The sequence below is a fragment of the Pseudomonas sp. ADAK13 genome (genome assembly GCF_012935715.1).
Taxonomy (GTDB): Bacteria; Pseudomonadota; Gammaproteobacteria; order Pseudomonadales; family Pseudomonadaceae; genus Aquipseudomonas.
Genome location: NZ_CP052860.1, coordinates 3,783,004 through 3,802,803 on the forward strand (window position 1 = coordinate 3,783,004; position 19,800 = coordinate 3,802,803).

General features: G+C 62.6%; 20 protein-coding genes. 9 read left to right on the plus strand and 11 right to left on the minus strand.

Annotated elements, in window-relative coordinates:
- The first annotated feature begins 20 nt into the window (after window positions 1–20).
- From HKK54_RS17505 to HKK54_RS17515, 3 genes are all read left to right on the plus strand, one after another.
- The gene (locus HKK54_RS17505; protein WP_010176555.1) at window positions 21–956 is read left to right on the plus strand and encodes a LysR substrate-binding domain-containing protein; all 936 of its coding nucleotides are present in this window, start codon (window positions 21–23) and stop codon (window positions 954–956) included.
- Window positions 957–982: 26 nt separating this feature from the next.
- The gene (locus HKK54_RS17510; RefSeq protein WP_010176554.1) at window positions 983–2,170 is read left to right on the plus strand and encodes a low temperature requirement protein A; all 1,188 of its coding nucleotides are present in this window, start codon (window positions 983–985) and stop codon (window positions 2,168–2,170) included.
- 70 nt (window positions 2,171–2,240) lie between these two features.
- Window positions 2,241–2,603 carry a 5-carboxymethyl-2-hydroxymuconate Delta-isomerase gene (locus HKK54_RS17515; protein ID WP_010176553.1) on the plus strand — a complete coding sequence of 121 codons (363 nt, stop codon included), beginning with the start codon at window positions 2,241–2,243 and terminating at the stop codon, window positions 2,601–2,603.
- A 10-nt stretch (window positions 2,604–2,613) separates the two neighbouring features.
- Here the strand turns inward: HKK54_RS17515 and HKK54_RS17520 are convergent, their stop codons facing one another.
- The 4 genes from HKK54_RS17520 to HKK54_RS17535 form a co-directional block, all read right to left on the minus strand.
- Window positions 2,614–3,549 (minus strand): LysR family transcriptional regulator, encoded by a 936-nt coding sequence (locus HKK54_RS17520; protein ID WP_169387329.1) that lies wholly within the window; start codon window positions 3,547–3,549, stop codon window positions 2,614–2,616.
- 137 nt (window positions 3,550–3,686) lie between these two features.
- On the minus strand, window positions 3,687–4,874 hold the full coding sequence (locus HKK54_RS17525; protein WP_169387330.1) for a cyanate transporter: 1,188 nt from the start codon (window positions 4,872–4,874) through the stop codon (window positions 3,687–3,689).
- A gap of 231 nt (window positions 4,875–5,105) precedes the next feature.
- A complete protein-coding gene (locus tag HKK54_RS17530; protein WP_169387331.1) occupies window positions 5,106–6,548 on the minus strand; it encodes an aldehyde dehydrogenase family protein in 1,443 nt (480 codons plus the stop codon).
- Window positions 6,545–8,170, minus strand: a complete 1,626-nt coding sequence (locus tag HKK54_RS17535; RefSeq protein ID WP_169387332.1) for a 5-guanidino-2-oxopentanoate decarboxylase — start codon at window positions 8,168–8,170, stop codon at window positions 6,545–6,547. Before HKK54_RS17535 ends, HKK54_RS17530 begins: the two co-directional genes overlap by 4 nt.
- Window positions 8,171–8,281: 111 nt before the next feature.
- Between HKK54_RS17535 and HKK54_RS17540 the strand changes: the two genes are divergently transcribed.
- A complete protein-coding gene (locus tag HKK54_RS17540) occupies window positions 8,282–9,151 on the plus strand; it encodes a LysR substrate-binding domain-containing protein (RefSeq protein ID WP_169387333.1) in 870 nt (289 codons plus the stop codon).
- Here HKK54_RS17540 and HKK54_RS17545 read toward each other — a convergent pair.
- Together HKK54_RS17545 and HKK54_RS17550 are read right to left on the minus strand one after the other, a co-directional pair.
- On the minus strand, window positions 9,148–9,762 hold the full coding sequence (locus HKK54_RS17545) for an NAD(P)-dependent oxidoreductase (protein ID WP_169387334.1): 615 nt from the start codon (window positions 9,760–9,762) through the stop codon (window positions 9,148–9,150). The two genes, HKK54_RS17540 and HKK54_RS17545, sit on opposite strands and share 4 nt — an antisense overlap.
- A gap of 34 nt (window positions 9,763–9,796) precedes the next feature.
- Window positions 9,797–10,669: an MBL fold metallo-hydrolase gene (locus HKK54_RS17550; RefSeq protein WP_169387335.1), complete on the minus strand. Its 873-nt coding sequence runs from the start codon at window positions 10,667–10,669 to the stop codon at window positions 9,797–9,799.
- 104 nt (window positions 10,670–10,773) lie between these two features.
- On the opposite strand from HKK54_RS17550, the gene HKK54_RS17555 reads away from it, so the two are divergent.
- Window positions 10,774–11,679, plus strand: coding sequence for a LysR family transcriptional regulator (locus HKK54_RS17555; protein WP_010176545.1), 906 nt, complete (start codon window positions 10,774–10,776; stop codon window positions 11,677–11,679).
- 111 nt (window positions 11,680–11,790) lie between these two features.
- Window positions 11,791–11,967: a hypothetical protein gene (locus HKK54_RS17560; protein WP_162835184.1), complete on the plus strand. Its 177-nt coding sequence runs from the start codon at window positions 11,791–11,793 to the stop codon at window positions 11,965–11,967.
- Here HKK54_RS17560 and HKK54_RS17565 read toward each other — a convergent pair.
- Window positions 11,951–12,847, minus strand: coding sequence for a helix-turn-helix domain-containing protein (locus HKK54_RS17565; protein WP_010176543.1), 897 nt, complete (start codon window positions 12,845–12,847; stop codon window positions 11,951–11,953). The two genes, HKK54_RS17560 and HKK54_RS17565, sit on opposite strands and share 17 nt — an antisense overlap.
- A 189-nt stretch (window positions 12,848–13,036) precedes the next feature.
- On the opposite strand from HKK54_RS17565, the gene pobA reads away from it, so the two are divergent.
- Together pobA and HKK54_RS17575 are read left to right on the plus strand one after the other, a co-directional pair.
- On the plus strand, window positions 13,037–14,221 hold the full coding sequence (gene pobA / locus HKK54_RS17570) for a 4-hydroxybenzoate 3-monooxygenase (RefSeq protein ID WP_178121030.1): 1,185 nt from the start codon (window positions 13,037–13,039) through the stop codon (window positions 14,219–14,221).
- A 74-nt stretch (window positions 14,222–14,295) separates the two neighbouring features.
- On the plus strand, window positions 14,296–15,807 hold the full coding sequence (locus HKK54_RS17575) for an MDR family MFS transporter (protein WP_010176541.1): 1,512 nt from the start codon (window positions 14,296–14,298) through the stop codon (window positions 15,805–15,807).
- Window positions 15,808–15,892: 85 nt separating this feature from the next.
- Here HKK54_RS17575 and HKK54_RS17580 read toward each other — a convergent pair whose 3' ends face one another.
- From HKK54_RS17580 to HKK54_RS17590, 3 genes are read right to left on the minus strand one after another with little or no spacing between them, the layout of a single operon-like run.
- Window positions 15,893–16,732 carry a cache domain-containing protein gene (locus tag HKK54_RS17580; protein WP_169387337.1) on the minus strand — a complete coding sequence of 280 codons (840 nt, stop codon included), beginning with the start codon at window positions 16,730–16,732 and terminating at the stop codon, window positions 15,893–15,895.
- A gap of 55 nt (window positions 16,733–16,787) precedes the next feature.
- Window positions 16,788–17,258, minus strand: a complete 471-nt coding sequence (cynS, locus tag HKK54_RS17585; protein WP_010176539.1) for a cyanase — start codon at window positions 17,256–17,258, stop codon at window positions 16,788–16,790.
- 29 nt (window positions 17,259–17,287) lie between these two features.
- Entirely contained in the window at window positions 17,288–17,929 is a 642-nt protein-coding gene (locus tag HKK54_RS17590) for a carbonic anhydrase (protein ID WP_010176538.1), read from the minus strand.
- Window positions 17,930–18,041: 112 nt separating this feature from the next.
- Between HKK54_RS17590 and cynR the strand changes: the two genes are divergently transcribed.
- The gene (gene cynR, locus HKK54_RS17595; protein WP_010176537.1) at window positions 18,042–18,908 is read left to right on the plus strand and encodes a transcriptional regulator CynR; all 867 of its coding nucleotides are present in this window, start codon (window positions 18,042–18,044) and stop codon (window positions 18,906–18,908) included.
- Here cynR and HKK54_RS17600 read toward each other — a convergent pair.
- Entirely contained in the window at window positions 18,883–19,659 is a 777-nt protein-coding gene (locus HKK54_RS17600; RefSeq protein WP_169387338.1) for a transporter substrate-binding domain-containing protein, read from the minus strand. The genes cynR and HKK54_RS17600 overlap by 26 nt on opposite strands.
- Window positions 19,660–19,800 lie beyond the last annotated feature (141 nt).

Sequence of the window (19,800 nt, forward strand, 5' to 3'; positions counted from 1 at the left end):
GGGCAGTGGGGCGAGCGCCGATGAATCGCAATGAATTACGCAAGGCCGACATCAACCTGATGGTGGTCTTTGAAACCTTGATGCTCGAACGCAATGTGACCCGGGTGGCCGAGAAGCTGTTTCTCGGCCAACCCACCATCAGTTCGGCCCTCAACCGCCTGCGCACGTTGTTCAATGACCCGCTGTTCATCCGCGTCGGCCATCGCATGGAACCGACCGCGCGGGCCGAAGAGATCATCAAGCACCTGTCGCCGGCCCTCGATTCATTGTCGTCGGCCCTGAGCCTGACCCACGATTTCGACCCGTCCATCAGCACCATGACCTTCCGCATCGGCCTGTCCGATGACGTCGAGTTCGGCCTGCTGCCGCCACTGCTGCGGGCCTTGCGCCAGGAGGCGCCGATGGTGGTGTTCGTGGTGCAGCACGTGGACTACTGGCGTATCCCGGACCTGCTGGCCTCCGGCGATATCACCGTCGGCATCACCCAGACCCGTGGCCTGCCGGCGAATGCCAAGCGCAAATTATTGCGGCATATCCGCCCTTGCCTGTTGCGGGCAGACGCCTCGGACAAACCCCTGACCCTCGACGAATATTGCGCACGGCCCCATGTGCTGGTGTCCCACACGGCCAACGTGTCCGGGTTTGCGGATGAATGGCTGGCGGAAATCGGCCGCAAGCGTCACGTGGTGCTCTCGGTGCCGCAATACAGCGCGCTGCCGGCGTTGCTCGCCGGCACCGACATGATCGCCAGCCTGCCGGACTACACTGCCCAGGCCATGGCCGCCGGGGGAAATCTGTTCTGTGAGCCGTTTCCGTTCGAAACCCCGACCCTGGATTTGTCCATGGTCTGGCTCAGCCACGTCGACACCGACCCGGCGGAACGCTGGATGCGCTCGCGGCTGGAGGCGTTCATGAGCGAGCGGGACATGCTGCCGGTGGTAGCGCCAAAATCTTGAGATAACACCTTCAGGGAGATCCACCCATGACCCCATCCCGTTCCTTGCTGCGTGGGCGCGGCAGTCATGACAGTGGCAAGGTTGGCATGGTCGAGCTGTTTTTCGACCTGGTGTTCGTGTTTGCCGTGACCCAATTGTCCCATTCGCTGCTCGCGCACTTGTCCATCGGCGGTGCGGTGCAGGTGGCGCTGATGATGGTGGCGGTGTGGTGGGTGTGGATCTTCACCTCGTGGGTCACCAACTGGCTGGACCCGGAAAAAATCCCGATCCGCATCGGCCTGTTCGGCTTGATGGTGGCGGGCTTGCTGCTGTCGTCTTCGATCCCCAAGGCGTTTACCGATCGCGGCCTGCTGTTCGCGGGCGCCTATGTGTTCATGCAAGTGGGGCGCACGCTGTTTGCCTTGTGGGCGGTGCGCGGCGAGTCGCTGAACATGACCCGAAACTTCCAGCGCATCCTGGCGTGGATGCTGTTTTCCGGGGTGTTCTGGATCACCGGCGCGCTGCTTGAGGGCGAGCAGCGTTTGGCCTTCTGGGCCCTGGCGCTGTTGATCGAGCTGATTTCCCCGTCGGTGTATTTCTGGGTACCGGGGCTTGGGCCCTCAACGCTTTCGGACTGGAATGTGGAAGGCAACCACATGGCCGAACGCTGCGGCCTGTTTGTGATCATCGCCCTGGGCGAGTCGTTGCTGGTGACCGGCGCTACCTTTGCCGAACTGCCCTGGAGCATGGATGGGCTGGCGGCGTTCCTGGTGGCGGTGGTGGGCAGCATCGCCCTGTGGTGGATCTATTTCGACAGCGGCGCCGAGCGCGCCCACCACCGCATTGCCAGCTCCGCCGACCCGGGGCGTCAGGCGCGCATTGCCTACACCTACCTGCACGTGTTGATCGTGGCCGGGATCATTGTCAGTGCAGTGGCCGATGAACTGGTGCTGGTGCACCCGGGGCACGCCAGCCAGGCCGGCGTGGTGGCGATCATTGCCGGCCCGTGGTTGTTCCTGCTGGGCAGTGCGTTGTTCAAATGGGTGATGAGCGACCGGCCCTTGCCGCCGTTTTCGCACCTGGGTGGGTTGCTGCTGTTGCTGGTGTTGTTGCCGCTGGGATTGCAGCAGGTATTTTCGGCGCTGGTGCTGGGAGCGCTGACGTCGGCCGTGTTGGTGGTGGTGGCGATTTGGGAAAATCGCTCGCTGCGTGGCCTGACCGAAGTTTCACACTGAAAGCGGTCTGATTCCGCTCGGCCCCGTGCTATATGTATGACTCTTTTCCTACAACAACTCGGAGCCTTTCATGCCGCACCTGCATCTGGAATACACCGCCAACCTGACAGAGCTGGCCGTTGAGAAAACTTTGTTGCGGCTCAACAACGTGCTGATGGCGTCCGGGCAGTTCGGTTCCGAGTTTGATATCAAGAGTCGCGCGGTCAAGGTGGAAACGTTCCAGGTCGGCACGTCCTTGAGCCCGCGTGCGTTTATCGCCGTGAAGCTGTCGCTGCTCAGCGGGCGATCGCCGCAGGTCAAGAAGCAATTGTCGGAAAGCCTGTTGGCGGCGTTGCAGGACCTGGGCGATTGGCCTGCAGACCTGCAGGTGCAGCTCAGTGTCTTGCTGGTCGATATGGATCGCGAGTCCTACAGCAAAGTCACCATCGGCTGATGGGCAGGGGTTACAGCAACCCCTGATCCGCACACACCTTCACCACCTGCTCCCTGAACCACGTGTTGGCGCTGTCCTGCTCGCTGTGTTCATTCCACTGCATGTCCAGGGTAAACCCCGGCAAACCGTTCGGCGCTTCGCAATGGCCGAACACGGTCGTGTCTGCTAGCAGCTTCAGCACCCGACGGGGCAGGGTGACGATAAAGTCGGTGCCGGTGATCATCTTCAGCGCCGCGCTGTAGCTGTTGGCCCGGGCGATCACCTGGCGCTTGTGGGACTGGCGCGCCAGCCAGCCGTCGATCATGTTGGTGTCGGAGCTCCACGGCGTAGGGAATACGTGACGCCGGGCGACGAAGGATTGCAGGCTGAACGCCGGTTCCCGGGGCGCCGACTGTTTGTCGAAGACGCACACCAGGTCGTCCTCCAGCAGCATCTGGGTCTTGATGTCTTTGTGCTCGCGATGAAAGTGCGGGCCGAAGCAGATCACCAGGTCCAGGCGACCGTCGCGCAAGGCGTCGGCCGGGATCTCGGTTTCCAGCTTCTGCACATTGACGATCACCGGCAGGTCGGCGTGGTCGAAGGTTTTCAGCAGGCGCGGCAGGACCAGCTGTTCGAAGTATTCCGGGGCGCAGACATTGAAGGTCACGGCCTTGCGGGTGGGGTCGAAGGCGTGGCTGCCGGCGTGGCAGAGGTTGATGCTTTCGAGGATTTTCTGCACATGGTCGTACATGGTGGTGGCTTTGTACGTAGGACGCATACCCGCCCGGGTGTTGATAAACAGCTCATCTTCGAAGCTGGTGCGCAGCTTCTTGAGGCTGTAGCTGACGGTGGACTGGCTGACGAACAGGGTTTCGGAGACCTCGGTGACGCTGCTTTGGTCATAAACAGCGATAAACACCATCAGGTCCTGCATATCGAGCTTTCTAAGCAAGTTGCTGTTTAGCATCCGTTCCGTCCGCAAATCGTTTGTACCGAGTTCGGTACAAGACAATACAAAATGTTAACGGAACGTTCGTGCCAATAGAAAGCGCTGTCGGACCTTTCTATGTTTGAGGTGGGACAAATAATGTTTACAACACGACCTCAGCGAATATGCCGCGCGTAATGCCGGGGGTCGAAGCGCAGCACGATCAGCAGCATCACCACCACCACGGCCGTCAGTGACCACCAGGCCCATTCGAAGCTGCCCAGTTGGTCGCGGATCATCCCGGCGATCAGCGGCGACAAACCGGCGATCAGGTAACCGATGCCCTGCACGAAGGCGGTCAGGCCGCCGGCGCGGCGCGGGTTGTCCAGATGGTCCAGGGACAGGATCAGGCTCATCGGAAACAACCCGCCAATGCCCAGGCCCAGCAGGCAGGGCCACAGCAGGCTCAGGTGTTGCGGGCTGAGGATCAGGCCGCAGAAGCCGGCGATGATCAGCACCAGCAACACCGCGACCACACCGCGCTTGTCCTGGCGGCGGTTGGCGATGGCCGGGGTGACCAGGCCGGAGACCACCTCCATGGCGGTCAAAAAGCCCAGCAACAGGCCGGCATTCTGTTCACTCCAGCCCAGCTCCACGTAGTACGGCGCCAGCCAGGCCAGCACGCAGGTGTAGGACGCGGTGCCGAGGCCGAAAAAGATTGCCAGCAACCAGGCCCGGCGATTGCCGAAAAATGACGCCTGCGGGCCCGCGCCGGCTTGGGGCAGCGGCGGCAACACCGAGCGTTGGGCGTACCAGAACACCAGCGCCAACACTGCCAGCACCGCCCAGATTGCCAGGCCGATGCGCCAACTGCCGGTGCGCACCTGGATAAACGGCGAGAATGAAGCGGCGAGGGCCGCCCCGCCCATGATCGCGGTGACGTACAGGCCCATAAACAGTGAAACGTTATCGCTGAAGCGGGATTTGATCAGCGCGGGCATCAGCGCCTGGATCATCGCGATCCCTAGGCCGGCGGCGATGGCGCTGAGGATCAGCTCAACCGCCGAATCGAGAAACAGCCGTGACACCGTGGCCAGGCCGATCACCACCAGCGACAGCACAATACTGCGATGTTCGCCGAAGCGCTTGGCCACGCCCATGCCGAAAAACATCGCCAGGCCCATGGCCATGACTGGCAGCATGGTCAGTAGGGACGCGGTGCTGAAACTCAGGGCCACGTCCCCGCGAATCGACGACAACAACGGGCCGACGGCGGCCATTGACGGGCGCAGGTTGAGGGCGACCAGCACCACGCTGATCATCAGCCAAACGGCGGTGGCGGGTTTTGCGCGGACGTTTTCCATGGGCGAGCCTTGAACTGACAAGGGCAGTATTAGGCCGGGCGTGGGGGAGGCAGGCAAATGAGAAAGTCGTTGGGACTATTGAAAAAATGCATCTGCTGACACGGCACAAATCAACAGGTAGGAGCTGGCTTGCCTGCGATAGCGGTGGGTCAGGCAACACATCTGTGTCTGATAGACCGCCATCGCAGGCAAGCCAGCTCCCACAGGGAACAGGGGTGCTCTTGAGTGTTTCTACACCGCCCGAATCACATGCTTGATCTCCTGAAACGCCTGCAACCCCCACGGTCCCAGTTCCCGGCCGATGCTGCTCTGCTTGTAACCACCCCACGCCGTTTGCGGGAAGATCACCTGCGGTGCGTTGATCCACACCAGGCCCACCTGCAAGGCATTCGCCACCCGCTCGGCCGCTTCCAGGTCGCGGCTCAATACACTGGCCACCAGGCCGAACTCGCTGTCATTGGCCAGTGCCACTGCTTCGGCTTCACTGGCAACGCTGCGCACGCACAGCACCGGGCCGAAGATTTCTTCGTTCCACAACGCGCTGTCCAGCGGCACTTCGGTAAACACCGTCGGGCGGATGAAGTAACCCTGAGGCAAATCCGCCGGACGCCCGCCGCCACACAGCAACTTCGCGCCCGCTTGCACGCCCCGTTCGATATGCCCCAGCACCCGCTGGTACTGCGCGCGGTTGACCAGTGCGCCCATTTCCACGTCTTCGGCAAATGGGTCTGCCACGCGAATACCTTTGGCCCTGGCCTGCAAGCGAATCAGAAACTCATCCGCCAATTCATCCGCCACCAACACGCGGCTGGTAGCGGAACACATCTGCCCGGCGTTGAAGAAACCACCGCCGCAAGCCAGTTCCACCGCCAGGTCGAGGTCGGCGTCGGCCAGCACCAGCAACGACGATTTGCCGCCCAGTTCCAGGCTCACGCCCTTGACCGTTTCGGCAGCGCGCTGCATCACCTGCACGCCCACGGCATTGCTGCCGGTGAACGAGATTTTCGCGACCCGCGGGTCCGCCGCCAACGGGGCGCCCACCGCCAGGCCTGTGCCGCAGACCACGTTAAAGACTCCGGCAGGCAAACCCACCGAGGCGATGATCCTGGCCAGTTCCAGCTCGGCCAGCGGCGTCACCTCCGAAGGCTTGAGCACCACGCAGCAACCGGCAGCCAGCGCCGGGGCGAGTTTCCAGGCGGTGGTCACCATCGGGAAATTCCACGGCACGATCAGGCCCACCACGCCGCAGGGTTCACGGCGAACGCGGGCGCTGAAATCCTCGGTGGGCAGTGCCACCGAGCGATCCTGGCTGGCGTCCATGTCGTCGGCCAAACCGGCGTAGTAGGTGAAGGTGGCGATCACGTCGTCCACATCAATGCCCGCCTCGAACAGCGGCTTGCCGTTGTTGCTCGATTGCAGGTGCATCAGGTGTTCGCGTTGGGCGCTGACGCCCTCGGCGATTTTGCGCAGCAGCGCAGCGCGATCGCGGCCGGTGCTTCTGGACCAGTCCGGGAAGGCCGCGCTGGCGGCGCTCACGGCCTCCGCCACTGCGCCACCGTCACCCACGCTGACGTGAGCCAAGGTGGCCTCGGTGGCCGGGTTGATCACGTCCAGCACCTCATGGCCCGCACGCCACACGCCATTGATATACAGCCCGTTCACTGCCGCGCTCATACCGCCACCTCCTTCATCCAAAGCCCCTGGTCGATTTCAATCAGCGTCGGGCCCTGGCGATCCGTGGCGGCACGCAATGCGCTGCGCAGTTCTTCAACACCCTGGATGCGCTGGGCAGCCGCGCCGAGGGCCTGGGCCACGCCGATAAAGTCCGGCGTGTAGATGTCGACGCCCACCGGCTCGATGGCGCGGTTGACCATGTATTTCTTGATCTCTTCATAACCCTGGTTATTCCACAGCAGCACGATCACCGGGGTGCGCGCCTCTACGGCGCTGGCCAGTTCCGGCAGGGTGAATTGCAGCCCGCCGTCGCCGATCAGGCACACCACCGGCGCACCGTCGCCGCGTCCCAGCCATGCACCGATGGCGGCCGGCAGGGCGTAGCCGAGGGTGCCGTAGCCGGTGGAGGAGTTGAACCAGCGGCGTGGCTGGTCGAGGTTCAGGGTCAGGTTGCCGGTGTACACCGGTTGGGTGGAGTCGCCCACCAGTACGGCGTCGGGCAGTTCATCCAGCACGGTGTTGAGGAACAGGGTTTGCGCGCGGGTCGCGGCGTCCCAGGTGGGTTCCAGTTCGCTCCACAGGCGGGCAACGCGGTGGGCGCCCCAGTGGTTGTCGCGGGCGGCCAAGGGCGTGTCGCGCAGTTCGGCGAGCAACGCTTGGGCAGCGATTTGCGCGTCAGCCACCAGTGCCACGTGCGGTGGGTAATTGCGTACGGTCTGGTCGGAATCGATGTCGATGCGCAGCAGGGCGCCGGGAATGTCGAAGCCGCCGGCGAAGGTCACGTCGTAGTCGGTCTCTGCCAGCTCGGTGCCGATCGCCAGTACCACGTCGGCCTCGGCCACCAGCGCACGGGTGGCGACCAGGGTTTGGGTCGAGCCGATCAGCAGCGGGTGGTGGGAGGCCAGCATGCCCTTGGCGTTGATGGTCAGCGCCACCGGCGCGCCGAGGGTCTCGGCCAATTGCGTCAGCTCGGGCGCCGCGTCGATGGCGCCGCCACCGGCGAGAATCAGCGGGCGTTTGGCGGCCGCCAGCCACTGGCTCATTTGCTTGACCGCCGACGGCGCCGCGCCCGCGCGGGAAACGCTGACCGGCTCGCTGCCGAGCAACGCGTCGGCGTTTTCCACCAGCACATCCAGCGGGATTTCGATATGCACCGGGCGCGGTCGCCCGGCCTGGAACAGCGCAAACGCCCGGGCCAATACACCGGGCAATTCGGCCGCCGACATCAAGGTATGGGAGAACGCCGCCACGCCCGCGATCATCGCGCCCTGGTTCGGCAGCTCGTGCAGCTTGCCGCGCCCGCCGCCCAACTGGCTGCGGGACTGCACGCTGGAAATCACCAGCATCGGGATCGAGTCGGCGTAGGCCTGGCCCATGGCGGTGGTGATATTGGTCATGCCGGGGCCGGTGATGATGAAGCACACGCCGGGCTTGCCGCTGGTGCGTGCATAGCCGTCGGCCATGAAGCCGGCGCCCTGTTCGTGGCGCGGGGTGACGTGGCGGATACTGGAGCGCGCCAGGCCCCGGTAGAGTTCCACGGTGTGCACGCCGGGGATGCCAAACACCTGGTCTACACCGTAGCCTTCCAGCAGGTTGACCAATACTTCGCCGCAGGTCGCCATTGTCGTCGCTCTTATTGTTGATAAAGGCCCGTATTGGAACGGCTGGCCCGTAGCGGCAACAATCGATAAAAAGTCATACTAGCCATGTCCTCACGTCATGGCTGCGCCCCTATGAAACGCCTTCCACCGTTGCCGGCCTTGCACACCTTTTGGGTCACGGCCCAGTGCTGCAACTTCACCCGTGCCGCCGAGCAATTGCACGTCACCCAGGGGGCGGTGAGCCGGCAGATTGCCGGGCTGGAAAGCCACCTGGGTTATGCGCTGTTCCAGCGCCAGGCCCGGGGCTTGAGCCTGACGGAAGAGGGCCGCGAATGGTCGTTGCGGGCGCAGCAGGTGTTCGGCCTGATTGGCGAGGCGGTGGAACAGATCGGCACTCGCCGCGAAACCCTGCAGCTCAAGGCCTCCACCTGCGTGATGCGCTGGCTGTTGCCGCGCCTGATGCAGTGGCAGCAGGAACGCCCGGACGTGCCGGTTGAACTGACCACCACCGTGGCCTACACCGTGGACTTTCGCCGGGAGCAGTTCGATGCGGCGGTGATCTACGCGCCGATTGCCGAGCAGTCGACCCAGGCCCGGCACCTGTTTGATGAGCGCCTGACACCGGTGTGCGCGCCAGCCTTGCTCGGTGGTTTGCACACGCCGGCAGACTTGCAGCGACAGGTGCTGCTGCACCCCACGCGGGATGAACGGGATTGGGCGTTGTGGCTGAAGGCGGCGGATACGCGTTTGAGCAATCTGGCCCAGGGGCATCATTTTGAAACGCTGGACCTGGCGATGACGGTGGCGTCCCAGGGTTCCGGCGTGGCAATCGGCGACAGCGCGCTGATTGGCGAGGACCTCAAGGCCGGCCGGTTGGCGACGCCGTTTGAACTGCGGGTGCCGACGGGGATGGGGTATTACCTGGTGTACCCGCCGGGGACGAAGCCCTCGGCGGGGTTGGAGCAGCTTATGGACTGGCTGGTGAGCCAGGCACGCGCTTAATAACCGACGGTAAACCGCTGGCGCGAATGCTTCGGCGTTTCCACCTCATCAATCAGCGCAATCGCAAAGTCGGCAAAGCTGATCCAGCTGCGGCCTTCATTGCTCACCAGCAACTCATCCTGGCCCAGGCGGAATTTGCCGGTGCGCGCGGTCTCGGTGAACTCCGCCGAGGGCGACAGGAAGGTCCAGTCCAGGTCTTTTTCCTGACGCAAGGTGTCGAGGAACACACTGCCGGCGCTGGCTTCGGTTTTGTATTCCTCGGGGAAACCAGGGCTGTCGATCACCCGGCTGCCGCCCGACAGCAGCAGCGAGCCGGCACCGCCGACCACCAGCAGGCGTTTCACTCCGGCTTTTTTCACCGGGTTGATCACCGCTTCCGCCGGCAGGCTGGCGAAGTGTGCCGCGCTGATCACCACGTCGTTGCCACGGATGGCCTGTTCCAGCGCCTCGGCATCCAGCGCGTCCACTTGCCTGGCAGTGACGCCAGGGCGCACGCCGATCTTGTCGGTATTGCGCGCGATGGCGGTCACGGTATGCCCGCGACGCAAGGCTTCTTCCAGCAGTTGGCTACCGGCACGACCGGTGGCACCAATGATTGCGATCTTGCTCATGACGTTCTCCAGTACGGTTAAGGGTTGAATCAACTCACCACTGCATTTCGCCCTTGGCGACTTTGGCGCCCAGTTCCAGGGTGCTTTCGTCGCCCAGGTTCGGGTAACGTTTTTTCATTGCGCTGATCAGTGCGGCAGAGTCCTTGGCCTTGGCGGTTTCTTCATCAAAGGCCTTGATGTAGTCGGCGGTGAACGCCACGGATTTCAGAGACGGTGTGCCCAGGTAGTGACCCGGAATCACGGTGCGCGGTTTCAGATCCTGGATACGTTGCAGGGTCGCCAGCCAGTCGGTGTGGGATTTCGCGGTTTGGGTATCGGCCATCCACACATGAATGTTCTCGGAGACGACCACCCCACCGACGACTGCCTTGATCGACGGAATCCACACAAAGGTGCGGTCCGGTTGCGGGCCATCAAGGCCAATCACTTCCAGCTGCTTGCCTTCGAGGGTCAGGCTGTGGCCCTTGAGTACCTGGGGGATGACGGCTTTGGCAGGTTTGTCGGCCCCCAGTTTCGGGCCCCAGAACGCCAGTTTGTGTTCAACGGTGGCCTTGATATGGTCCACCACCGGCTGCGGCGCGACGATGTTGGCCTGGGGAAACGCGGCCGCCAGGGTGTCGAGGCCAAAGTAGTAGTCCGGGTCGCCGTGGCTGATGTAGATGGTGGTCAGGCGCTTGCCGCTGGCGCGGATTTTTTGCACCAGTTGCTCGGCCTGGGTTTTGCCGAATTGGGCATCCACGAGGATCGCGTCTTTGTCGCCGCTGACCAGTACCGAGGTGACCGGCATCATCGCGGTTTCGCCCGGGTTGTAGGCGTCCAGGGTCAAGTCGGCAGCCGCGGCGTGGGCGGCGAAGGCCAGGGTGGCAGCGGCCAGGGCCACGCGCTTGAGCGGGGAGAATCCAAACATGTGCAGCTCCAGTCATCGGTGAGGTGTGGACAGAGCTTAGTTGCACCAAACGCTACAAAAAATGCGATGCTTGGACATAGTTTGTTTCTAAAAGCGGGCAAATCATGGATCGTCTTCAAGCAATGCGGGTGTTTGTGGCCGTGGTGGACCTGGGCAGCCAATCGGCGGCGGCCGACCACCTGGACCTGTCGCGGCCGGTGGTCTCGCGCTACCTGGCGGAGCTGGAAGACTGGGTCGGCGCGCGCCTGATGCACCGCACCACCCGCAAGCTCAGCCTGACCGCCGCCGGGAGTGAAACCTTGCCCCGTTGCCGGCAGATGCTGGAGTTGTGCAGCGACATGCAGGCCGCCGTCAGCGAGCCGGACGAAGCGCCCCGGGGCCTGTTGCGCCTGAGCGTCAGCACCTCGTTCGGCCAGGCACAGTTGGCCGATGCCATCGCCGAATACGTCAGGCACTACCCGCTGGTCAGCATCGACATGCAGATGCTGGATCGCACGGTGAACCTGGTGGATGAGCGCATCGACCTGGCGATCCGCACCAGCTTTGAACTGGACCCCAACCTCATCGCCCGCCGGCTCACGCTGTGCCGCTCGGTGATCTGCGCGTCGCCCGCTTATCTGCTGGAGCATCCGCAGCCCCGGCGCGTGCAGGACCTGGCCCGGCACAACTGCCTGACCCATTCCTACTTCGGCAAAAGCCTGTGGCACTTCGTGGAAAACGGCGAGCCGGTGTCGGTGCCGGTGCAGGGCAATATCAGCGCCAACGAGGCCAGCACTTTATTGCGGGTCACGCTGGCGGGGGCAGGGGTGTCGCGGCTGCCGAGCTATCAGGCGGGCGACTACATCCGCAGTGGCGAGCTGATCCGCCTGCTGCCCGAGGCCGAGCCGCAGCAAATGAACATCTACGCGGTGTACGCCTCGCGCAAGCACATGCCGTCGGCGTTGCGCAGCCTGCTGGATTTCCTGGTGCTGAGGTTTCCGGAGGAACCTGAGTGGGACGTCGGTCTCTGAGCCGACATAAACAGGTTGAATGTCGCCGGATAAGCGACTTGCTGCATCTGAGCCATGCTTCTGAACTATGCTTATACAAGCACCTTCTTGATCCGATCAGAGGTCAGCATCATGTCGATCAAAACAAGAAAGTACCTGATGATTTTCACCCTGTGCGCCGCCGCCACAGCGCTTTACGGCACTGCTGCCTACCGCGTCGAACAGACCCGCATGCAGCCGGGCTTCGCTTCCAGCTGCAATCACGGGCAATGCGTTGGCCACATGGCCGCCTTCAGCTCGCTGCGCTAGCGTCCTGGTCGGCTTTCAACTGCTCCCGAAACGCCTTCGGGGAGAACCCGACGCGCCGGCGAAACAGCCGTGAGAAGTTGGTCGGGTCGGAAAAGCCCAACACGTCCGACATCTCATTGATGGTCATGCTGGTGTAAGTCAGCAGGCGCTTGGCTTCCAGCAATTGGCGGTCGTGCATGATCTGCAACGCGGGCTGGCCGCCCAATTCCCGACACGTACCGTTCAGGTGTGAAACCGAGATCCCGAGCTTGTGGGCCAGGTCTTCGATTTTCGGGTGTTCGCGGTAATGCTGCTCCACCAGTTGGGTGAACCGGCGGAAGTATTCGCGGCCTCGCGGTGCCCGTGGATGGCGGCGCTGGATGGCCTGGCGGCTGATCCACACCAGCAGCACGCTGACCAGCGCGTGCATCATCATGTCCCGCGCCGGTTGATCGCTGGCGTACTCATCCTGCAGCCGGGCAAACAAACTGTTGAGGTAGTCACTGTCGTTGCCGGCCGGGTAGCTGCCCAGTGCGTTCAGACCGTCCAGTGCCGCGCCCAGTTGCCCCTGCAAATGCGCCATCAGCGGCGCCGCCAGGGTGACCACGAACCCTTCGACGTCTTCGGAAAACCGGAAACCATGCACGCATAACGGCGGCAGCACCTGCAGCGTCGATTCGCTCAGCGTGCTGCGCTGGCCTTCGATCTCCAGTTGCGCCTGGCCCTTGTGCACGTACAGCAACTGGCACAGGTCCGCGTGCCGGTGGGGCTGGATTTCCCACTGGTACTCACGGCTGCGCCGGGAGATGGTTTCACAGTGCAGCAAATCAGGGGTCGGCCATTGCTGGCTCTCACCGTAGAGTTTGAACACTGGAATCGCGGCACTGGCAGTTTTGGTCATGGCTTCATCCGATACTTCGGGAGAGTTGTGCGGTAATCGCCCCAATTGGCGAAAAGCGCAGCTTTGGGCTCAGTTTTCACCTTCTTATGCCGGGCACTCAAGTGAAAAATGCCAGCAACACCTTCAATGACAACTCTTTCACCGAATACGTTCGGGTGAAGCTTGCGGGCCATAAAAATAATGAAAACGCTGAAAACCCAAGTCGCCATTATTGGCGCCGGTCCCTCGGGACTGCTGCTCGGCCAACTGTTGCACGAGGCCGGGATTGAAACCCTGATTCTTGAGCGCCAGACGCCGGATTACGTACAAGGGCGCATCCGTGCCGGGGTGCTGGAACAAGGCATGGTCGACCTGTTGCGCCAGGCCGGGGTCAGTGCGCGGATGGATGCCGAAGGCCTGGTGCACGAGGGCTTTGAACTGGCGCTGAACGGGCAATTGACCCACATCGACCTGAAGACGCTGACCGGCGGCAAGACGGTGATGATCTACGGCCAGACCGAAGTCACCCGCGACCTGATGGCCGCGCGTCAGGCCAGCGGTGCTGTCACTTTGTACGAAGCGCGCAATGTGCAGCCCCATGATCTGAAAAGTGCAGAGCCCTGGCTGAGTTTCGAGCACGAAGGCGAGCAGTATCGGCTGGACTGCGACTACATTGCCGGCTGCGACGGTTTCCACGGCGTGGCGCGCCAGTCGATTCCCGCCGAGGCATTGAAGGTCTTTGAACGGGTGTATCCGTTTGGTTGGCTGGGCATTCTGGCCGACACCCCGCCGATCCACGATGAACTGGTGTACGCCAAGCACGCGCGCGGCTTTGCCCTGTGCAGCATGCGTTCACCGACCCGCAGCCGTTATTACCTGCAAGTGCCGGCGGATGAAGCGGTTGAAGACTGGTCCGATGAACGCTTCTGGGACGAACTGAAAACCCGCTTGCCCGCGTCACTGAGCGCGCAACTGGTGACTGGCCCGTCCATTGAAAAGAGCATCGCCCCGTTGCGCAGTTTCGTGGTGGAACCGATGCAGTATGGCCGGCTGTTCCTGCTCGGCGACGCCGCCCACATCGTGCCGCCCACCGGCGCCAAGGGCTTGAACCTGGCGGCCAGCGACGTCAGCACCTTGTTCAATATCCTGCTCAAAGTGTACCGCGAGGGCCGGGTGGAGTTGCTGGAGAAATACTCGCAGATTTGCCTGCGGCGGATCTGGAAGGCCGAGCGGTTTTCCTGGTGGATGACCTCGATGCTGCACCAATTCCCCGAGGCTGATGGCTTCAGCCAGCGCATCGCCCAGAGCGAGCTGGAATATTTCGTCGACTCCGAGGCCGGACGTAAAACCATTGCAGAAAATTACGTCGGACTTCCTTACGAGGCTATCGAGTAGCCAGCTATCTAGTACACTGACGAGCATTCCCGCGGGCCTCCTTTTCCCGTGGGCCCTTGCTCGCAGGTTCTGCCGTGACCAACCTCAATCAGCCCGCCACACCCGCTGTTCGCAGTGTTCTCGTCGCCTTGATGATGGCGATCTTTCTCGGAGCGTTGGACCAGACCATCGTCGCCGTGTCCATGCCGGCCATTTCCGCGCAGTTCCACGACGTCAACCTGCTGGCCTGGGTGATCTCCGGCTACATGGTGGCCATGACCGTGGCGGTGCCGATCTACGGCAAACTCGGCGACCTGTACGGGCGCCGGCCGATGATGCTGATCGGCATGGGCTTGTTTACCGTTGCATCGCTGTTTTGCGGCATGGCCCAGAGCATGGAGCAACTGGTGCTGGCGCGGATCCTCCAGGGCATCGGTGCCGGCGGAATGATTTCGGTCAGCCAGGCGATTATCGGCGACATCATTCCTCCCCGTGAGCGCGGGCGTTACCAGGGCTATTTCAGCAGCATGTACGCGGTGGCCAGCGTGGCCGGGCCGGTGTTGGGTGGCTACATGACCGAGTACCTGTCGTGGCGCTGGGTGTTCCTCATCAACCTGCCTTTGGGCGCCGGCGCCTGGTGGGTGGCCCATCGCACGTTGGTGGGGCTGCCGGTGCCGCAGCGCAAGCCGGTCATCGACTACCTCGGTACCGTGCTGATGATCGTTGGCTTGACCGCGTTGTTGCTGGGCATCACCGAAATCGGCCAGGGCCATCACTGGCGTGACGATGAAGTGCTGGGGCTGTTGGCCTGCGCGCTGGTGGCGTTGACGGTGTTTGTGTGGCACGAGCGCCGGGCGCGGGAGCCGTTGTTGCCAATGCACCTGTTCGCCAACCGCAGCGCGGTGCTGTGCTGGTGCACGATTTTCTTTACCAGCTTCCAGGCGATTTCCCTCACGGTATTGATGCCGCTGCGCTACCAGACCGTCACCGGTTCCGGTGCCGACAGCGCTGCGTTGCACTTGCTGCCGCTGGCGATGGGCTTGCCGATGGGCGCGTATTTTGCCGGGCGCATGACCTCGGTGACGGGCCGCTATAAACCGATGATCCTGATTGGCGCCTTGCTGAGTCCGATCGCGATCCTCGGCATGGCCCTCAGTGCACCCCAGGCCGTGGCGGTGACCAGCCTGTTTATGTTGCTTTGCGGGATTGCCGCCGGGATGCAGTTTCCGACCTCCCTGGTGGGGACGCAGAACTCGGTGGAGCAGCGGGACATCGGCGTGGCGACCAGCACCACGAACCTGTTCCGTTCCCTGGGTGGGGCGGTCGGGGTGGCGTGTATGTCGGCGCTGTTGCTCGCGTTGTTGCAGGACTCCAGTTTTGCGCACCTGGCCAGTGGGGCACTGGTGGCGGAAGGCAGTTCCGGCAATGTGTTGCTGGACGGTTTGAATGCGGCGCCGGGGCCGGCGCAGGATGCCTTGCGGGGGGAGCTGCTGATTACCTTCAGGCATTTGCTGATGGTCAGTGCCGGGGTGTCGTTGCTGGGCTTGGCGGCGGCGATTGCGATGCCTAACCGCGTGCTGCGGGGGCGGGAAGACAAGGCGAAATAGTTGGAACAATGAAGATCAAATGTGGGAGCAGGCAAGCCAGCTCCCACATTGTGATTGCATTCCAGCTTTTGAACAGGTGATGGCCTCACGGGCTGTAATACCCCACAGCCACCATAAAATGCCCGGCCTTGCGCAAATACGCATGCTTGTTCTCGACCTTCCCGGTCACCGGATTTTTCCAGCGGTACTCGTATTCCCCCTGACCCTGCTCAGCCATCACTGCCAATATCGGCTCACCCACCGGCTTGCCGTCGGGGTCCTTGATCTTGCTGAAGTCGGTGTTGACCAGCCGCGGGTTCGTGCCATGGGCCACATAGCGGTGGGTATCCAGGTCAACCACAAACACATACAAATCGTCCTGCAGAAAACCACCCTGCATGGCGTTGATGGCTTTGAGCGTCCCGGCCTGATCCTTCTCCAGCGCCTTGACGGCCTTGTCCCGCAAAGACTTCGCGTGCTCCGGCGTAGCCCGCGGCAGGTAATAACCCACGGCCAGAATCCGCTGCCCAACGCGCTGGTAATACACATGCTTGCGCTCGACCTTGCCGTCATTCCAGTTCTGCCACCGGTAATCGGCCTGCTGGATGCCACTGCCTTCCGGCACCGCCAACGCATCCTTGAATGACTTGTTCAGATCTGGCCCAAGCACCTCGGAAACGTTGCGCCCGATCAACGCAGAAGAGGGCCCGCCGCTCGCCAGCAGCACGCCCTTGGTGTCGACCACGAACACATAGCGGTCCTGGTCGACGAATTCACCCTGGCGGCTGAACGCCGCAAAGGCTTTGTCGCCATTCGTCTGGTAATACCCCAAGGCCTTTTCCAGCAGGGCCTTGGCGGCTTGGGCGTCCGCATCCTCAGCGGTGGCGGCGTGCACCTGGCCAACGCACAACAGCAGCAGCCAGGTGGCTCGGAGCATTGCCTTCATTACCCGTCCCTCGTTCTTGTTGGTGTGCCAAGAGCGTAGACGGTTTGCCGACTTATCAGAACGGTTTGGTCGGCAGGTATTTACCGTCCAGGGTGATCACGGCGCGGGAACCGCCGTCCGGGTCTTCGACTTTCTTGATGTCCAGCTTGAAGTTGATCGCGCTGATGATGCCGTCGCCGAACTGCTCGTGTACCAGGGCCTTGAGGGTCGAACCGTAGACCTGCAGCATTTCATAGAAGCGGTACATGGTTGGGTCCGTCGGCACGCCGCCGGGGAAGCTGCCGCGCAGGGGCACCGTTTGCAGCAGGCGGCTGGCGTCCTCGTCGAGGCCGAGTTTGTCGCACACCACATCGGCAGCGTCCTTGGGCAACGGGTGCTGGCCGAGCAGGGCGGCGGTGACGAACGCCAGGCTCAGGCCGGTGCCGTCGGTGAGGTCCTGCCACGACAGGTTCTTGCGCGCCTTGATGTCGATAACGGTGTCGGCCAGGGCCAGGCGTGGGGATTGGGCGAATTGGGATTGCAGCATGGTGATGTCCTCTTGGTTTTGAATAGGGTTCAGGCCGCGTGGGCGCGGGTGCTCGGGTTATCCAGCAGGGACACAAAGCGCCCGCTGCGGCCATCCAGGGCGTCGATGCCGCCGCTTTCGATGTCGTAGACCCAGCCGTGCAGGCTCAGTCGGCCTTGTTCCAGGGCCAGGGCCACGCAAGGGTGAGTCTTGAGATTGGCCAGTTGGGCGACCACGTTTTCCCGTACCAGCGAGTTGAGCCGGTCGGCGTCTGAGGCGTGGGTACGGGCGGCATTGATTACCTTGGCCGACTCGGCATGGCGCAGCCAGTTGGCCACGGCCGGTAAGTGATCGAGGCATTTGCAGGTGGAAATGGCGGTCATGGCGCCACAGTCGGAGTGGCCACAGATCACGATGTCGCTGACGCCGAGAACGGCTACCGCGTATTCGACGGTGGCCGACACACCGCCGGGCTCTGGCCCGTAGGACGGCACGATGTTGCCGGCATTACGGATCACAAACAGGTCGCCGGGTTCCTGCTGGGTCAGCAGTTCCGGGACTACACGGCTGTCGGAACAGGACACAAACAGCGTGCCGGGGTTTTGCGTGGTGGCCAGGTGTTTGAACAGGTCGCTGCGTTGGGTGAAGGCTTCACCCTGGAACTTGCGGAAACCGTCGATGAGGTCTTGCATGGTGGTTCTCCTTGCGTCGCTGATGGGGCAAGGATGGAAGTTTTCAGCTATAGCGTCCAAGACCGGCTTATTATAGTTTCTATAAGTCATGCCTATAGTTGGAGCGCCCTTCATGTTGCTGCGTCATATCCGCTACCTGTTGGCCGTTGCCGAGCACCGAAATTTCACCCGGGCGGCGGAGGCGCTGCATGTGTCGCAGCCGACCTTGTCGCAGCAGATCAGGCAACTGGAAGACACTCTTGGCGCGCCACTGCTGGATCGCTCCGGCCGGAGCGTCAGCCTGACCGATGCGGGCGAGGCCTATGTGCGTTTTGCGCGCCTGGCCTTGCAGGATCTGCAGGCCGGCACCCGGGCCATGCACGACGTGCAGGACCTGAGCCGAGGCAGCCTGCGCCTGGCGATGACGCCGACGTTTACCGCGTACTTGATCGGGCCGCTGCTGGCGCGGTTCAACCGTCTGTACCCGGGGATAACGGTCAGCGTCGAGGAACTGACGCAAGACCGCATGGAGGCGGCGCTCACGGAGGACTTGCTGGATATCGGCATTGGTTTTACCGGCGAGCATTTGCCGGATATCGAGTGTGAAGGGGTGTTTGTCGAGGCGTTGAGCGTGGTGGTGAGTGCCGGCCATCCGGAGTTGAACCGCCAGCAGTGGCTTCAGCAACCGTGGGTGCTGCTGAACTCAGGGTTCGCCACGCGCCGCTATATCGATGAGTATTTTCGCAGCCAGGCGGTAAAACCCCTGATCGCCATGGAGGCCAATTCCATCAGTGCGATTATTGAAATCGTACGGAGCACTCAGTTGGCGACCATCCTGCCCAGCGCGATTGCCCAGGTGCAGGCGGGCTTGCAGGCGGTGCCGTTAAGCCCGGCGTTGCCGCAACGCACGGCGGCGCTGCTCAGTCGCAAGGGAGGCTATCGCAGCGCGGCGTGCCGGGCGTTTGTCGAACTGGTCAGGGCGCAGCCAGCCACTGGTTGATGATGCCGTCATACACGCCGGTCACCGTACTCAGGTGCAGCCACTGGTCCACGTAGCTCTTCCACGCCACATCATCCCGAGGCAGCAGGAACGCCTTCTCGCTGTACTGCATGTAGCGCTCGGGGTTTACCGCACACAGCCCCGGCTTGAGCTTTTGCTGATACCGGGCCTCGCTGGCGTCGGTGATCATCACGTCGGCCTTGTTGGCCAACAGCTCTTCAAAAATCGTCACGTTGTCCGGGAACAGTGTCAGTTGCGCCTTGCCCAGATGTGCCCGCGCAAACACTTCATTGGTACCGCCTGAAGGCTCGATCACCCGCACCTGCGGCTGGTTGATTTGCTCCACGGTCTGATAGCGCTGCACATCGGCACAACGCACCAGCGGGATCTTGCCGTCGACGCCCAGGGGCTGGCTGAAAAATGCCTTCTTCTGCCGCTCCAGCGACACCGAAATACCGCCGAGGGCAATATCACAGCGCTGGGCCAGGAAGTCCGGCATCAGGGTTTTCCAGGTGGTGGGCACCCATTTCACCTGCACGCCAAGGCTTTTGGCCAGCGACTGGGCCATGGCGATGTCGATGCCTTCGTAGCTGCCGTCCGGGCGCAAATAGCTGTAGGGCTTGTAGTCACCGGTGGTGCAGACGGTCATTTCACCGCGCTGGAGCACTTCATCCAGGCGCGATGCGGGGCTGTCGGCCAAGGCCTGGGCGGACAGGCCGGCCAGCAGGGAAAGGGTCAGCAAAGCTTTCATGCGGTCGGGTCCTTGGGCATGAGCAGGGCCGCCATTATTTGCAAATGTTTAGCCACGGCACAACCAAACTCCGTCAAGACTGGATTTAACGGCTTAACCTCGCGTGTGAGGCTGTTCGGCATCTCTTTACTGTGACTCCCG

What these genes read in the sequence shown, in the direction of transcription:
- HKK54_RS17555 (WP_010176545.1), top strand. Translation starts at nt 10,774, where the DNA reads ATGGATCGTCTTCAAGCAATGCGGGTGTTTGTGGCCGTGGTGGACCTG.
- cynS (WP_010176539.1), bottom strand. Translation starts at nt 17,258, where the DNA reads ATGCTGCAATCCCAATTCGCCCAATCCCCACGCCTGGCCCTGGCCGAC.
- HKK54_RS17505 (WP_010176555.1), top strand. Translation starts at nt 21, where the DNA reads ATGAATCGCAATGAATTACGCAAGGCCGACATCAACCTGATGGTGGTC.
- HKK54_RS17540 (WP_169387333.1), top strand. Translation starts at nt 8,282, where the DNA reads ATGAAACGCCTTCCACCGTTGCCGGCCTTGCACACCTTTTGGGTCACG.
- HKK54_RS17600 (WP_169387338.1), bottom strand. Translation starts at nt 19,659, where the DNA reads ATGAAAGCTTTGCTGACCCTTTCCCTGCTGGCCGGCCTGTCCGCCCAG.
- HKK54_RS17590 (WP_010176538.1), bottom strand. Translation starts at nt 17,929, where the DNA reads ATGCAAGACCTCATCGACGGTTTCCGCAAGTTCCAGGGTGAAGCCTTC.
- HKK54_RS17565 (WP_010176543.1), bottom strand. Translation starts at nt 12,847, where the DNA reads ATGACCAAAACTGCCAGTGCCGCGATTCCAGTGTTCAAACTCTACGGT.
- HKK54_RS17580 (WP_169387337.1), bottom strand. Translation starts at nt 16,732, where the DNA reads ATGAAGGCAATGCTCCGAGCCACCTGGCTGCTGCTGTTGTGCGTTGGC.
- HKK54_RS17545 (WP_169387334.1), bottom strand. Translation starts at nt 9,762, where the DNA reads ATGAGCAAGATCGCAATCATTGGTGCCACCGGTCGTGCCGGTAGCCAA.
- HKK54_RS17510 (WP_010176554.1), top strand. Translation starts at nt 983, where the DNA reads ATGACCCCATCCCGTTCCTTGCTGCGTGGGCGCGGCAGTCATGACAGT.
- HKK54_RS17535 (WP_169387332.1), bottom strand. Translation starts at nt 8,170, where the DNA reads ATGGCGACCTGCGGCGAAGTATTGGTCAACCTGCTGGAAGGCTACGGT.
- HKK54_RS17520 (WP_169387329.1), bottom strand. Translation starts at nt 3,549, where the DNA reads ATGCTAAACAGCAACTTGCTTAGAAAGCTCGATATGCAGGACCTGATG.
- HKK54_RS17550 (WP_169387335.1), bottom strand. Translation starts at nt 10,669, where the DNA reads ATGTTTGGATTCTCCCCGCTCAAGCGCGTGGCCCTGGCCGCTGCCACC.
- HKK54_RS17515 (WP_010176553.1), top strand. Translation starts at nt 2,241, where the DNA reads ATGCCGCACCTGCATCTGGAATACACCGCCAACCTGACAGAGCTGGCC.
- HKK54_RS17560 (WP_162835184.1), top strand. Translation starts at nt 11,791, where the DNA reads ATGTCGATCAAAACAAGAAAGTACCTGATGATTTTCACCCTGTGCGCC.
- HKK54_RS17530 (WP_169387331.1), bottom strand. Translation starts at nt 6,548, where the DNA reads ATGAGCGCGGCAGTGAACGGGCTGTATATCAATGGCGTGTGGCGTGCG.
- cynR (WP_010176537.1), top strand. Translation starts at nt 18,042, where the DNA reads ATGTTGCTGCGTCATATCCGCTACCTGTTGGCCGTTGCCGAGCACCGA.
- HKK54_RS17525 (WP_169387330.1), bottom strand. Translation starts at nt 4,874, where the DNA reads ATGGAAAACGTCCGCGCAAAACCCGCCACCGCCGTTTGGCTGATGATC.